This window comes from Serratia sp. CY37869 (genome assembly GCF_052168895.1).
GTDB lineage: Bacteria > Pseudomonadota > Gammaproteobacteria > Enterobacterales > Enterobacteriaceae > Serratia > Serratia ureilytica.
This window is the reverse complement of record NZ_JBJNLU010000007.1, coordinates 47,002-59,694: the sequence shown is the minus strand read 5'-3', so window position 1 is coordinate 59,694 and position 12,693 is coordinate 47,002. Positions and strand designations below refer to the sequence as shown.

Genomic DNA, 12,693 nt, shown 5'->3' with positions numbered 1-12,693 from the left:
TAAAACCATGAAAGCACTGTCAAAACTGAAAGCGGAAGAAGGGATTTGGATGACCGACGTGCCTCAGCCGGAGCTGGGCCACAACGACATCATGATCAAAATCCGCAAAACCGCGATCTGCGGCACCGATGTGCATATCTACAACTGGGACGAGTGGTCGCAAAAAACCATTCCGGTTCCGATGGTGGTCGGCCATGAATACGTGGGCGAAGTGGTGGCGATCGGTCAGGAAGTCAAAGGCTTCAGCATCGGCGATCGCGTGTCCGGCGAAGGCCACATCACCTGCGGCCACTGCCGCAACTGCCGCGGCGGCCGCACGCACCTGTGCCGCAACACCATCGGCGTGGGCGTGAACCGTCCGGGCAGCTTCGCGGAATATCTGGTGATCCCGGCGTTCAACGCCTTCAAGATCCCGGATAACATCTCCGACGAACTGGCTTCGATCTTCGATCCGTTTGGCAACGCGGTGCATACTGCGCTGTCGTTCGATCTGGTCGGGGAAGACGTGCTGGTGTCCGGCGCCGGTCCGATCGGCATCATGGCGGCGGCGGTGTGCAAACACGTCGGCGCCCGTCATGTGGTGATCACCGACGTTAACGAATACCGTCTGGAACTGGCGCGCAAGATGGGCGTGACCCGCGCGGTGAACGTCAGCAAGGAAAACCTCAACGACGTGATGGCCGAGCTGGGCATGACCGAAGGATTCGATGTCGGTCTGGAAATGTCCGGCGCGCCGCCGGCGTTCCGCACGCTGCTGAACGCCATGAACCACGGCGGGCGCATCGCCATGCTGGGCATTCCGCCTTCGGATATGTCGATCGACTGGAACCAGGTGATTTTCAAAGGGCTGTTTATCAAAGGGATTTACGGCCGCGAAATGTTTGAGACCTGGTACAAGATGGCGGCGCTGATCCAGTCCGGTCTGGATTTGACCCCGATCATCACCCACCGTTTCTCGATCGACGAGTTCCAGCAGGGCTTCGACGCCATGCGCTCCGGCAAGTCGGGCAAAGTGGTGCTGAGCTGGGATTAATCTCGGCAGACGTGAAAAAGGCCGGAATTCCGGCCTTTTTTTATGCTTGCGGTTTGGCTTGCGTCCAGTGTTGCCAATGACGCTTGATGAAGGTCACCGGCGGCGAGGTGGCAATGCTGTCGGCGATGACGCCCAGCGCGGTGCCGGCGTTGGCTTTTTCCTTCGGCGGTTTGACCTTGCACTGTTTGATGCCGCCGCTGAACGGGTTCTTCGGCTGCGGTTTTTGCGGTTTGACCGGCGGCGGGACGTAGCTGCCGCCACCGTTGCCCTGCGGTTCGTTCAGCAGCGCGCTCGGTTTGACCAGCACGATATCGGCGGGCAGCGACGGCAGCATCTGCTGCAGTACTTTCACCGTTGCCGGGCGCGGGTGGCCGATGGCGATGGCGGAACCGTTGCGCCGCGCCAATTCAACCGCGCGGTTGAACTGACGGCGGATATCGGCTTCGTTCGCGGTATCGTCGAGGAACACCTTGCGTTTGATCACCTTCACGCCGGTGCCGGCCGCGGCGCGGGTCGCCTGGCTGTTGCCGATGGTCATGCTGTCGAGGAAGTACAGACGGTAGCTTTCGAGCGCCTGCATCACTTTCTGCATGCCCGGCAGGCTGGAAGTCATGGCGCTGCCCATGTGGTTGTTCATGCCGACCGCGTAAGGCACGTTGTTCACCGCGTTGCGGATGATGCGCTGGATCTCGTCGCTGCTCATGGCGGGCTGCAGGGTATCGCGTTCCAGCGGCTGCTTGCTGAGCGGCGCCATCGGCATGTGGATCAGCACTTCGCGGCCCTGGCTGTGGGCGCGGGTGGCCATCAGGCGGGCATGCGGCGCGTTGGGCAAGACTGCGACCGAGATCGCCGTCGGCATTTGCAGCACCGCGTTTTCTTCGTGGGGGCGGTAGCCCACGTCATCGATGACGATGGAGAGTTTTCCTGCCTGCGCAGCGTAAGCCTGCAGCAGACAGCCCATTAACAGAGCTGTACGGGTTTTGACATAGCGCAAATCTATCTTCCCAACCACGGCAGTGGGTTAACCGCCTGTCCCTGACGACGGATTTCGAAATAGAGCGACGGCGTTCCCTGGCCGCCGCTGGTGCCGACCAGAGCGATCGGCTGGCCGGCGCGCACCTGCGCCCCGACGTTGACCAACGCGCTTTGGTTATAGCCGTACACGCTCATGTCGCCTTTACCGTGTTCGACCACCACCATCAGGCCATAGCCTTGCAGCCAGTCGGCCAGCAGCACGCGGCCATCGGCGACGGCTTTCACTTCGCTGCCTTCGCGGGCTTCGATCACCATGCCTTTCCAGCGTAGCTCGCCCTGCTGCTGCTCGCCAAAGCCGTGCAGCGTGCGGCCGCGCACCGGCCACATCAGCTGGCCGGCCGGACGGCCGAGGCCGCCGGTTCGCGCCATCAGCGAGCGATCGGCTTCGCTAGGTTTGTAGGTGGTGCCGGTTTTCTTCGCCTGCTGTTCCTTGATGCGCACCTGTTCGCGCACCTTGGCCGCTTCACGCGCTTCGCGTTCGGCGCGCGCACGGGCTTCGCGCTCCGCCCGGGCGATCTTGTCGCGCATGCGGGCTTCGTTTTGGCGCAGTTCCACCAGGCGTTGTTGGTCTTTTTCCAGCGAGGCTTCCAGCGCGGTCAGCGTTTTCTTGCGGGCGCCGCGCGCCTGCTCCAGCTTCTGCTGCTGCGTCTGTTGTTCGCTCAGTAAGGATTTTTGCTGGCCCTGTTTGGCCACCAGCGTGGTTTTTTGCTTCGCTAGCTCGGCGCGGGTCTGTTTCAGCTCTTCGATGGTTTTCTGGCGCGCTTCGTTCAGATAACCGAAATAGGCCAGAATACGTTCGCTGCGCTGGCTTTCTTCACCGCTGAGGATCAGCTGCACGGCGCTGTGCTGCCCTTGCCGGAAGGCGGCGTCAAGCTGTTTGGCGAGGAGGTTTTGCTGGGTCGATTGCTGCTTTTGCAGCTTGGCGATCGAGGCGTTCAGGCCGGAAATGTCCTTGCCCAACTGGGTGAGCGTGCCCTGGGTGTCGCGCAACTGGCGGCTGGCCTGAGCGATGGTTTTTTCCTGCTGCCGCAGCTGATCCTGCAGCGAGCTGCGCTGCTGTTGCTGCTGCTTCACCGCTTTTTCTTTCTCGGCGATGCTCTGCTGAATGTCTTTCAGCTGGGATTTATTGTCTTCCGCCGCCTGGCCGGCGAGCGGCAACAGCAAGACGCCAGCGCAAAATACGCTGGCGCACATGGCGGTGAACGTCCTTGGCGCGGTGCGTTCAGGCAGCGGCCGGCTGCCTGCGTTTGCGCTTCGGGTTACCCTTGATAGTGCAAAAAACGCCTTCTCCCTCATGGAGAAGGATTATTCCACGATGAACAGCGGCTTACCAGTCATCTCTTGCGGGATTTCCATTCCCATCAGCGTTAACAGGGTTGGCGCGATGTCCGAAAGCTTGCCGCCTTCGACCGCCTGCGCCGGTTTGCCGACGTAAATCAGCGGCACCGGCAGGCTGGTGTGGGCGGTATGCGCCTGGCCGGTGGCCGGATCGCGCATCTGCTCGGCGTTGCCGTGATCGGCGGTGATCAGCAACTGACCGTCGACGTCGCGCACCGCGTCAACCACCTGGGCGATGCAGGCGTCCAGCGTTTCCACCGCTTTGACCGCCGCTTCATACACACCGGTATGCCCCACCATGTCGCCGTTCGGGTAGTTGCAGATAATGGCGTCGTATTTGCCGCTGCGGATGGCGGTCAACAGTTTGTCGGTCAGTTCGGCGGCGCTCATCTCAGGCTGCAGATCGTAGGTGGCGACCTTCGGCGAATTGACCAGCACGCGGTCTTCCCCTTTGAACGGCGCTTCCACGCCGCCGTTATAGAAGAAGGTGACGTGGGCGTATTTTTCGGTTTCCGAGATGCGCAGCTGGGTTTTGTCGTGCTTCATCAGCCATTCGCCGAAGGTGTTGGCCAGCGACGCCGGCGGATAGGCGCAGGCGGTGTCGATGTCGGCGGCGTACTCGGTCAGCATCACGAAATCGCCGAACTGCACCTGTTTGGCGCGTGGGAAACCGTCGAAATCCGCGTTCACGAAGGCGCGGGTGATCTGGCGCGCGCGGTCAGCGCGGAAGTTCATGAAGATCAACGCATCGCCGTCCTGCATCGCGGCATCGGCCTCGCCGGCGGCGCGAATGACGGTCGGTTTGACGAACTCGTCGTTTTCACCGCGCTGGTAGGCGGCCTGCAAACCGGCTACCGCATCGTCGGCCACGTAGTCGCCTTTAGCCGCGGTCAGCAGGTCATAGGCCAGCTGCACGCGATCCCAACGGTTGTCGCGATCCATGGCGTAGTAGCGCCCAATGAGTGAAGCGATGCGCCCGACGCCCAGCGTGGCGAAGGCCTCGCGGCAGCGCTGCAACGGGGCTTCGGCGCTGCGCGGCGGCGTGTCGCGTCCGTCGAGGAAGGCATGCAGATAGACGGCTTTGGCGCCGCGCCGGGCGGCCAGTTTAATCATGGCCAGGATGTGCTCGTCGTGGCTGTGCACGCCGCCCGGCGACAGCAGGCCCATGATATGCACCGCTTTGCCGGCCGCCACGGCCTTATCGACGGCGGCGGTCAGGACCGGATTGGCGAAGAAGTCGCCGTCGGCGATCGCTTTGTCCAGCCGGGTCAGATCCTGGTATACGATGCGCCCGGCGCCCAGGTTGACGTGGCCGACTTCGGAGTTGCCCATTTGGCCGTCGGGCAGGCCGACATCCAGTCCTGAAGCGGCGATCAGCGTATGCGGCTGCTCCCGCCACAGGCGATCCATCACCGGGGTGCCGGCGTTCAGGATCGCGTTGTCCTGCCGCTCTTCACGGTGGCCGTAACCGTCCAGGATCACCAGTACCATCGGTTTTTTGTTGCTCGACATTGCATTGACCTCTTATGAACTTTTTAAGCTGCGAATAGCCATGCGCCCGCCGGAAGCATGGCTGTTCGCCCTCGAAAAACCGGCTGATTTTACACCGCCGCCGGCGATAAATAGCCCAAAGAGATCAAGGTTGCGGCGAATCGCGCGGGCTTTTATGCTCTGACCTCGGGAATTTCTCAGCGCAGCCCGCAGTTTCTACAATCGCGCTTGCTTATTGGCTGTATTTGCCGCACTCGGCAGGTATACTCTGGAACCTTGACTTATTTATCCCTTAACTGACGGGAGTTGTTACACCCCATGCTGCAAGAAATTATGCCATTCGTAAGCAGACACCCTATTCTGAGCCTGGCTTGGATCGCTCTGCTGGTCGCCGTGATCGTCATGACCTTCAAAAGCCGTTTCTCCAAGGTCAAAGAGATCGCTCGCGGTGAAGCTATCCGCCTGATCAACAAAGAAGATGCCGTGGTGGTCGACACCCGCAGCCGCGACGATTTTCGCCGTGGTCACCTGGCCAGCGCCATCAACCTGACCGCCAGCGAAATCAAAAGCGGCAGCCTGGGCGAGCTGGAAAAACACAAAGCGCAGCCGATCATCGTCGTGTGCGCCAACGGCACCGCCTCCCGCGAACCGGCGGAGAACCTGAGCAAGGCCGGTTTTGAAAAGGTGACGATGCTGAAAGACGGCATCGCCGGCTGGAGCGGAGAAAACCTGCCGCTGGTGCGCGGCAAGTAACCGTTAAACCTATTTGAGGTGGCAATCCATGGCTAACATTGATATCTACACCAAAGCGACTTGCCCGTTCTGCCATCGCGCCAAGGCGCTGTTGAACAGCAAGGGCGCGGCGTTTAACGAGATCGCCATCGATGGCGATAACGCCAAGCGCGAAGTGATGATCGAGCGCAGCGGGCGCACCACCGTGCCGCAGATTTTCATCGACGGCCGGCATATCGGCGGCTGTGATGATTTATATGAACTCGATGCTCGCGGCGGCCTGGATCCGCTGCTTTAAGCAGCTTGCCGGTTCACCGAGTGTCAATAAGGACGTTTAACCAAGGGTATTACTCACATGTCAGAACAAAACAGCACTGAAATGGCTTTCCAGATCCAACGTATTTATACCAAGGACATCTCCTTCGAAGCGCCGAACGCGCCGCAGGTTTTCCAGCAGGAATGGCAGCCGGAAGTTAAACTTGATCTGGATACCGCGTCCAGCCAACTGGCTGACGAAGTGTATGAAGTGGTACTGCGCGTAACCGTGACGGCGACCCTGGGCGAAGAGACGGCGTTCCTGTGCGAAGTGCAACAGGCGGGCATCTTCTCGGTAGCAGGCATCGAAGGCACGCAGCTGGCGCATTGCCTGGGCGCATACTGCCCGAACATCCTGTTCCCGTATGCGCGCGAGTGCATCACCAGCCTGGTTTCCCGCGGCACATTCCCGCAGCTGAACCTGGCACCGGTCAACTTTGACGCGCTGTTCATGAACTATCTGCAGCAGCAGGCGGAAGGCGAAGGTGCCGCACCACATCAGGATGCCTGATGAACACCGTCAATGCTTCAATGACTGTCATCGGTGCCGGCTCGTACGGCACCGCATTGGCCATCACGCTGGCGCGTAACGGCCACACCGTGGTGTTGTGGGGGCATAACCCCGCGCAAATTCAAACGTTGCAGCGCGATCGCTGCAATCAGGCGTTTCTGCCCGACGTTCCTTTCCCCGATACCCTGCTGCTTGAAGCCGATTTGGCGCGTGCGCTGGCCGCCAGCCGCGACGTGCTGGTGGTGGTGCCGAGCCATGTGTTCGGCGACGTGTTGCGCCAGCTGAAGCCGCATCTGCGCCCTGACGCCCGCATCGTGTGGGCCACCAAGGGGCTGGAGGCCGAAACCGGCCGGTTGCTGCAGGACGTGGCGCGTGAGGCATTGGGCGAGGCGATCCCGCTGGCGGTGCTCTCCGGGCCGACGTTCGCCAAAGAGCTGGCCGCCGGCCTGCCGACGGCGATTGCGCTGGCGGCGACCGATGCGCAGTTCGCCGACGATCTGCAACAGCTGCTGCACTGCGGCAAGAGCTTCCGCGTCTACAGCAATCCCGACTTCATCGGCGTTCAGCTTGGCGGCGCGGTGAAGAACGTGATCGCCATCGGCGCTGGCATGTCCGACGGCATCGGTTTCGGCGCCAACGCCCGCACCGCGTTGATTACGCGTGGGCTGGCGGAAATGAGCCGTCTGGGTTCTGCGCTGGGCGCCGATCCTTCGACGTTCATGGGCATGGCGGGGCTGGGGGATCTGGTGCTAACCTGCACGGACAACCAGTCGCGCAACCGCCGCTTCGGCATTATGCTGGGGCAGGGCAAAGGCGTGCAGGAAGCGCAGGACAGCATCGGTCAGGTGGTCGAGGGCTATCGCAATACCAAAGAGGTGTTGGCGTTGGCGCAGCGGCACGGCGTGGAAATGCCGATCACCGAACAGATCTATCAGGTGCTTTACTGCCACAAGGACGCCCGCGAAGCGGCGCTGAGCCTGCTGGGGCGAGCCCGAAAGGACGAAAAACCCAGCGCGTGACATAAAAAGATATGTCGGGGCAGCGGAATGCTGACCCCGCAAATGACCTGGGCCGCTCCGCGCCACCGTGTGAAGCGGCCCGTTTGGCAAGGCAAAGGGGTATGTGATGTCGTCAGAAGAGTTGGAACAGGTCTGGAACAGCATTAAATCAGAAGCGCGAGCACTGGCTGATTGTGAACCGATGCTGGCCAGCTTTTTCCATGCGACGTTGCTCAAGCATGAGAACCTGGGCAGCGCGCTCAGCTATATGTTGGCCAACAAGCTGGCGACGCCGATCATGCCCGCCATCGCGGTGCGCGAGGTGGTGGAAGAGGCCTACAAGTCCGACAATCAGATGATCGTTTCGGCGGCGCGCGATATTCTCGCGGTGCGGCTGCGTGACCCGGCGGTCGATAAATACTCCACGCCGCTGCTTTACCTGAAAGGGTTCCACGCGCTGCAGGCTTACCGCATCGGCCACTGGCTGTGGCAGCAAGGGCGGCAAGCGCTGGCGATCTACCTGCAAAATCAAATTTCCGTCGCCTTCGGCGTAGACATCCACCCGGCGGCGACCATCGGCTGCGGCATCATGCTCGACCACGCCACCGGCATCGTGATTGGTGAAACGGCGGTGGTGGAAAACAACGTCTCTATTCTGCAGTCGGTCACCCTGGGCGGTACCGGTAAAACCAGCGGCGACCGTCACCCGAAAATTCGCGAAGGGGTGATGATTGGCGCCGGCGCCAAAATTCTCGGCAATATCGAAGTGGGCAAGGGCGCCAAGATTGGCGCGGGCTCGGTGGTCTTGCAGGCGGTGCCGCCGCATACCACTGCCGCCGGCGTACCGGCGCGTATCGTCGGGCGCCCGGAGAGCGATACGCCGTCGATGGATATGGATCAATACTTCAACGGCACCAACCACGGATTCGAGTACGGCGACGGCATCTAAGCCGTGCCTGCGGGTCCATTCAGGGGGAGCTTCGGCTCCCCCTGTGTTTTTCAAGCGGCGGTCAGCCCTGTTTCGGGAACTGGGTGATATCGGTAACGATATCGTCGATCGCCGCCTTGACGTCATCCGCCGTGACCGGCGTGCTGTCGTTGTTGACGGTTTTACCGTAGGCCTTGCGCACCACTTCCATCACCGTTTTACCGGTATCCTGGTCGATCAACTCGCCTTCGATATACAGCGCGGTATTTTGCGTCCGGTGCCCGGTAGCCGCCATGGTGCTGGCAACCACCGCAGCGACCGGCACCACCTCATAGAACTTCATGTCTTCGTTTTCGGCCGAAACGGCGGTGATGGCGAGTTTGGCCACCAGCACGCGCGAGCCCGCCGGGCTTGGCAGAATGGTAAAGCGGTTCTGCAGCGCGGTTTTGATCCGCTGGGTCGCGTAGGCCTTAATCTTGTTCAACGTGTCCTGGCTGACGCGCGCCGTGGGTTTCTCCGCCGGGAAATAGACCACCGGTTGGAAATAGATGCCGCGATAGTTGGATTCCTTGTAGCTCGGATCTACCCAGCGCAGCGTTTTATGACCGCTTGGCGAGGTGGTTTCCTGCAGTTTGCTGTAATCGGACAAGAAGCCCGAATATTGCGACGTTTGGGTGACTTTGGACGAACAGCCCGCCAGCAACAGGCCCGCTGCCAGAACGGCCATGGCAACGCTCAAGCGTTGTTTTTTCATGTGGTTTCCTATGATGAGTGGTGATTACCCTTACAAAACATAGCGCATTATCTGCGGCGTAGCGGGCATTTTCGGGGCCGGGCGTGCCCTGTCGCGGCCTTTTTTCAGGATCGTGATGCGCCGCCGGTTTTTGTCGCCAGCGTCGGTGATAAGGCGGCGAGTGAGGCATCCGCTCTGGCCAGCGTCAGGCGTAGCTCAGCTTGCCACTGTGGCAACAATGGCCAGAGATCCGCCTGATGTTCGGCTTGCAGGCACCAAACCTCCCGGTCGTGCCAATCACCGAGGGCATTTTGCGCCGCTTTCAGGCTCGCCATCGCGGCGGGAGAAAGGGGAAGGCGTTGCGGGTAGGCTTCGGCCGCGTAACGCAGGCGTTTAACCAGCAGCCGCAGACGGTGGCGATCGTAGCCGGTATCAGCCAATGCCCGGCGCAATTGCCGCTGCTGGCGCTGCAGGCGTCGGTTCACACGGTGTTTGGCGGCGCGTTGCGCGGTGCGGCGAAAGCGGTGCGGCCAGGCGTGCAATAGCGAAGGGAAGCTGATGAGCTGCGGGTTGGCGAGCAGTTGGCGGCAGCGGGCCTGAAAATCGCTCTGGCGCACGTTGGCCTGCCAATCCAGATGATGGTGCGCCAGTTCAGCGATCAGCACCTCGAGATCGCGCAGCGGCGTCGTGAGCCTGCCCAACTGGGCGGCGGCCCGATCGAGCCGCGTTGCGCCGGGGCAACCGTGCAACGGGCGCAGCAGGCTGCGGATACGGCGCAGACTGACGCGCAAATCGTGCAGCGCTTCGCTGTCCGGCGCCTGTTGCAGCCGCTGTAGCGCCTCGTTCAGCGCCGACTCGAGCCGGCGAAGCGGGGTGACAATATCCTCGACGAAAGCCATGTGCCGTTCCTGGAGAGAGCATCGCAACGATGCCTCCTTCAGTATGGCGCGTCGTTGTGGATTACGCCTTGATCAGCGCGCCGGCATAGTCCAACTGCCGCCAGGCTTCATAAACCACCACCGCGACGGCATTCGACAGGTTCATGCTGCGGCTTTGCGCCTGCATCGGGATGCGGATTTTTTGCTGCGCGGGCAGCGCATCGAGGATGTCGGCGGGCAACCCGCGCGTTTCCGGGCCGAACAGCAGGTAGTCGCCGGCCTGATAGCTGACGGCGCTGTGCGCCGGCGTGCCTTTGGTCGTGAGAGCAAACAGCCGTTGCGGATCCTCGGCGGCGAGAAAAGCGGCGTAGTCGGCATGACGGTGGACGCGGGTGAACTCATGGTAATCCAGCCCGGCGCGGCGCAGACGCTTGTCGTCCCACGGAAAACCCAGCGGTTCGATCAGATGCAGATTAAAGCCGGTATTGGCGCACAGGCGGATGATATTGCCGGTATTGGGTGGAATTTCGGGTTCAAATAAAACGATGTTCAGCATGTTGCAGGCCCCTCGTGAACGAGGGGCGCAGGATAGCAAACTCTTACTGTTCTGTCTTAGACGATAGGCGTTGATGATGCAGCGGCAGCCACAGCACCAGCCGCAGGCCGCCAAGCGGGCTGTCTTCGGCCTTCACCCAGCCGCGATGCTGATTGACCGCCGCCTCGACGATAGCCAGGCCAAGGCCGGTGCCGCCGGACTCACGGTCGCGCGCCTCATCGGTGCGGTAGAACGGGCGGAAAATCTGCTCGCGATCTTCGGCGCTGACGCCGGGGCCGTCGTCGTCAACCTGGATGGTCACGCCCTGATTGTCGGCGCTGAACGCCACGGCGATGCGGGTGTGCGAATAACGCAGGGCGTTGCGCACGATGTTTTCCAACGCGCTGTCCAGCGCGCTCGCGTTGCCGAACAGCGTCCACGGGCCGGGCGGCGCAGCGATCTCCAGCTGCTTGCCCATCTGTTCCGCTTCGAAACGGGCGTTGTCCAGCACGTCGGCCCACAGTTCGTTGGCCTTCAGCTGCTCGCGCGCCAGCTCGCCCTTCTGCTGCCCGCGCGACAGCGCCAGCAGATCGTTGATCATCGAATCCAGCCGCTGCGCTTCGGTTTCGATGCGCGCCAGTTCGTGGCCTTCGCCGTGGCGGCGGCGCATCAGCGCGGTGGCCAGCTGCAGGCGAGTCAGCGGCGTGCGCAGCTCGTGCGAGATGTCCGAGATCAGCCGCTGCTGCGCGTTCATCATGCGCTCCAGCGCGCTGACCATTTGGTTGAAGCTGGCGCCGGTGGCCAGGAACTCCTGCGGACCGGCCTCCAGCTCCGGATGCTGCTTCAGGTTGCCGCGCGCCACGTCATCGGCGGCGTTCTTCAGCTTGCGCGCCGGCTTCGCCAGGCTCCAGGCCAGCCACAGCAGCAGCGGGGCGCTGATCAGCATGGTGACGATCAGCAGCAGCAGCGGCCGGTCGAACATCAGGTTGATGAAATCGGATTGCGGGCTGTTGGCGGGACGGATCAGGTACAGCTGGTAGTTGTCTTCGCCGTCGCGTACCGCGAACGGCCCGACCAGCTCGACGCGGCCGTATTTTTTCTTCTTCGGATGATCCGAGTTATCGGATTGGCCGATGAAGTTGCGGACGATCTGCATTTCGTTGCGCTGCGCGCCGATCACCCGGCCTTCGCTGGTGACCAGCAGCAGGCGTTGGCCCGGCGGCGCCCATTTATCGATGGCGCGGAACAGGCGGCGCCACCACATCAGATCGTTGGCCGGATCGTTTTGCAGCTCGGCCTCGACGTGCTGTTCCAGCATCAACCCCTGCCGCTGCTCGCTGTCGAGCAGCGAGGTCATTTGGCGGGAGTCGAGCTTGGGCACCATCAGCACCAGCATTAGCACCAGGGCTAACGTGAACCAGAAAATGGCGAAGATGCGTGCCGTCAAACTGTTGATCATGTTGCAGATACCATCAAATAACCACGCCCGCGCAGGGTTTTGAACCACGGATGCCCGTCTTTGCGATCCGGCAGCTTACGCCGCAGGTTGGAGATGTGCATGTCGATAGCGCGATCGAACGGAGTCAGGCGTTTGCCCAGCACTTCCTGGCTCAGCAGTTCGCGCGACACCACCTGGCCGAGATGCTGCGCCAGCAGATACAGCAGGGTGAACTCGGTGCCGGTCAGATCCAGCACCTGGCCGTCGAAGCTGGCCTCCTGGCGGCCGGGGTTCAGCTGCAGGCCATCGACATCCAGCGTCGGGGCGCCGCTGTCGACCTGTTGCTGCTGTTCGCTCCAGTTAGAACGGCGCAGAATGGCGCGAATGCGCGCGACCAGCTCGCGATCGTTGAAGGGTTTCGGCAGGTAATCATCGGCGCCCAGCTCCAGGCCCAGCACGCGGTCCAGCTCGCTGCCGCGCGCGGTCAGCATGATGACCGGCGTTTGGTGATGTTGGCGCAGTTCTTTCAGCGTATCGATGCCGTTTTTCTTCGGCATCATGATGTCGAGCAGCAGCAGATCGACGGAGCTGTCCAGCAGCGACAACGCCTGCTCGCCATCGTGCGCGACGACGATATTAAAACCTTCCATTTCAAGCAGTTCTTTTAACAGCGAGGTCAACTCGCGGTCGTCGTCAACTAACAGAATCTTGTTCATTATGATTTACCT

Annotated in this window: 14 protein-coding genes; 6 read left to right on the top strand and 8 right to left on the bottom strand. The window is 61.6% G+C overall.

Translation table 11 applies throughout. From position 1 onward, the window contains the following. The first annotated feature begins 7 nt into the window (after positions 1 to 7). Positions 8 to 1,033, top strand: a complete 1,026-nt coding sequence (gene tdh, locus ACJ8J1_RS23965) for an L-threonine 3-dehydrogenase (protein ID WP_033645198.1) — start codon at positions 8 to 10, stop codon at positions 1,031 to 1,033. Between the two features lie 40 nt (positions 1,034 to 1,073). On the opposite strand, the gene ACJ8J1_RS23960 is transcribed toward tdh, so the two are convergent. Genes ACJ8J1_RS23960 through gpmM form a run of 3 tightly spaced genes read right to left on the bottom strand, consistent with a single transcriptional unit; the run spans position 1,074 to position 4,918 of the window. Beyond that, entirely contained in the window at positions 1,074 to 2,027 is a 954-nt protein-coding gene (locus ACJ8J1_RS23960) for a divergent polysaccharide deacetylase family protein (protein ID WP_033645199.1), read from the bottom strand. A 2-nt stretch (positions 2,028 to 2,029) separates the two neighbouring features. Beyond that, positions 2,030 to 3,364: a murein hydrolase activator EnvC gene (gene envC, locus ACJ8J1_RS23955; RefSeq protein WP_028128084.1), complete on the bottom strand. Its 1,335-nt coding sequence runs from the start codon at positions 3,362 to 3,364 to the stop codon at positions 2,030 to 2,032. 9 nt (positions 3,365 to 3,373) lie between these two features. Continuing rightward, a complete protein-coding gene (gene gpmM / locus ACJ8J1_RS23950) occupies positions 3,374 to 4,918 on the bottom strand; it encodes a 2,3-bisphosphoglycerate-independent phosphoglycerate mutase (protein WP_033645200.1) in 1,545 nt (514 codons plus the stop codon). Positions 4,919 to 5,215: 297 nt separating this feature from the next. Here gpmM and ACJ8J1_RS23945 point away from each other — a divergent pair, with 297 nt between their 5' ends. The 5 genes from ACJ8J1_RS23945 to cysE all read left to right on the top strand — a co-directional run bounded on the left by ACJ8J1_RS23945 (position 5,216) and on the right by cysE (position 8,402). Continuing rightward, positions 5,216 to 5,650: a rhodanese-like domain-containing protein gene (locus ACJ8J1_RS23945; protein ID WP_033645201.1), complete on the top strand. Its 435-nt coding sequence runs from the start codon at positions 5,216 to 5,218 to the stop codon at positions 5,648 to 5,650. A 28-nt stretch (positions 5,651 to 5,678) separates the two neighbouring features. Further along, a complete protein-coding gene (gene grxC / locus ACJ8J1_RS23940; protein WP_004931142.1) occupies positions 5,679 to 5,927 on the top strand; it encodes a glutaredoxin 3 in 249 nt (82 codons plus the stop codon). Between the two features lie 57 nt (positions 5,928 to 5,984). Further along, on the top strand, positions 5,985 to 6,455 hold the full coding sequence (gene secB / locus ACJ8J1_RS23935) for a protein-export chaperone SecB (RefSeq protein ID WP_004931139.1): 471 nt from the start codon (positions 5,985 to 5,987) through the stop codon (positions 6,453 to 6,455). Then, entirely contained in the window at positions 6,455 to 7,474 is a 1,020-nt protein-coding gene (gpsA, locus tag ACJ8J1_RS23930; protein ID WP_033645202.1) for an NAD(P)H-dependent glycerol-3-phosphate dehydrogenase, read from the top strand. Before secB ends, gpsA begins: the two co-directional genes overlap by 1 nt. A gap of 106 nt (positions 7,475 to 7,580) precedes the next feature. Further along, positions 7,581 to 8,402: a serine O-acetyltransferase gene (cysE, locus tag ACJ8J1_RS23925; protein WP_025304676.1), complete on the top strand. Its 822-nt coding sequence runs from the start codon at positions 7,581 to 7,583 to the stop codon at positions 8,400 to 8,402. Between the two features lie 61 nt (positions 8,403 to 8,463). Here the strand turns inward: cysE and ACJ8J1_RS23920 are convergent, their stop codons facing one another. The 5 genes from ACJ8J1_RS23920 to cpxR form a co-directional block, all read right to left on the bottom strand. Continuing rightward, positions 8,464 to 9,135 carry a DUF3313 domain-containing protein gene (locus ACJ8J1_RS23920; protein ID WP_033645203.1) on the bottom strand — a complete coding sequence of 224 codons (672 nt, stop codon included), beginning with the start codon at positions 9,133 to 9,135 and terminating at the stop codon, positions 8,464 to 8,466. Between the two features lie 104 nt (positions 9,136 to 9,239). Further along, a complete protein-coding gene (locus ACJ8J1_RS23915; RefSeq protein ID WP_103101909.1) occupies positions 9,240 to 10,013 on the bottom strand; it encodes a CHAD domain-containing protein in 774 nt (257 codons plus the stop codon). Between the two features lie 61 nt (positions 10,014 to 10,074). Continuing rightward, positions 10,075 to 10,548 (bottom strand): tRNA (uridine(34)/cytosine(34)/5-carboxymethylaminomethyluridine(34)-2'-O)-methyltransferase TrmL, encoded by a 474-nt coding sequence (gene trmL, locus ACJ8J1_RS23910; protein ID WP_033645205.1) that lies wholly within the window; start codon positions 10,546 to 10,548, stop codon positions 10,075 to 10,077. Between the two features lie 43 nt (positions 10,549 to 10,591). Next, positions 10,592 to 11,986 carry an envelope stress sensor histidine kinase CpxA gene (cpxA, locus tag ACJ8J1_RS23905; RefSeq protein WP_015379421.1) on the bottom strand — a complete coding sequence of 465 codons (1,395 nt, stop codon included), beginning with the start codon at positions 11,984 to 11,986 and terminating at the stop codon, positions 10,592 to 10,594. Continuing rightward, positions 11,983 to 12,681: an envelope stress response regulator transcription factor CpxR gene (cpxR, locus tag ACJ8J1_RS23900; RefSeq protein ID WP_004931124.1), complete on the bottom strand. Its 699-nt coding sequence runs from the start codon at positions 12,679 to 12,681 to the stop codon at positions 11,983 to 11,985. Before cpxR ends, cpxA begins: the two co-directional genes overlap by 4 nt. Positions 12,682 to 12,693: the final 12 nt, after the last annotated feature.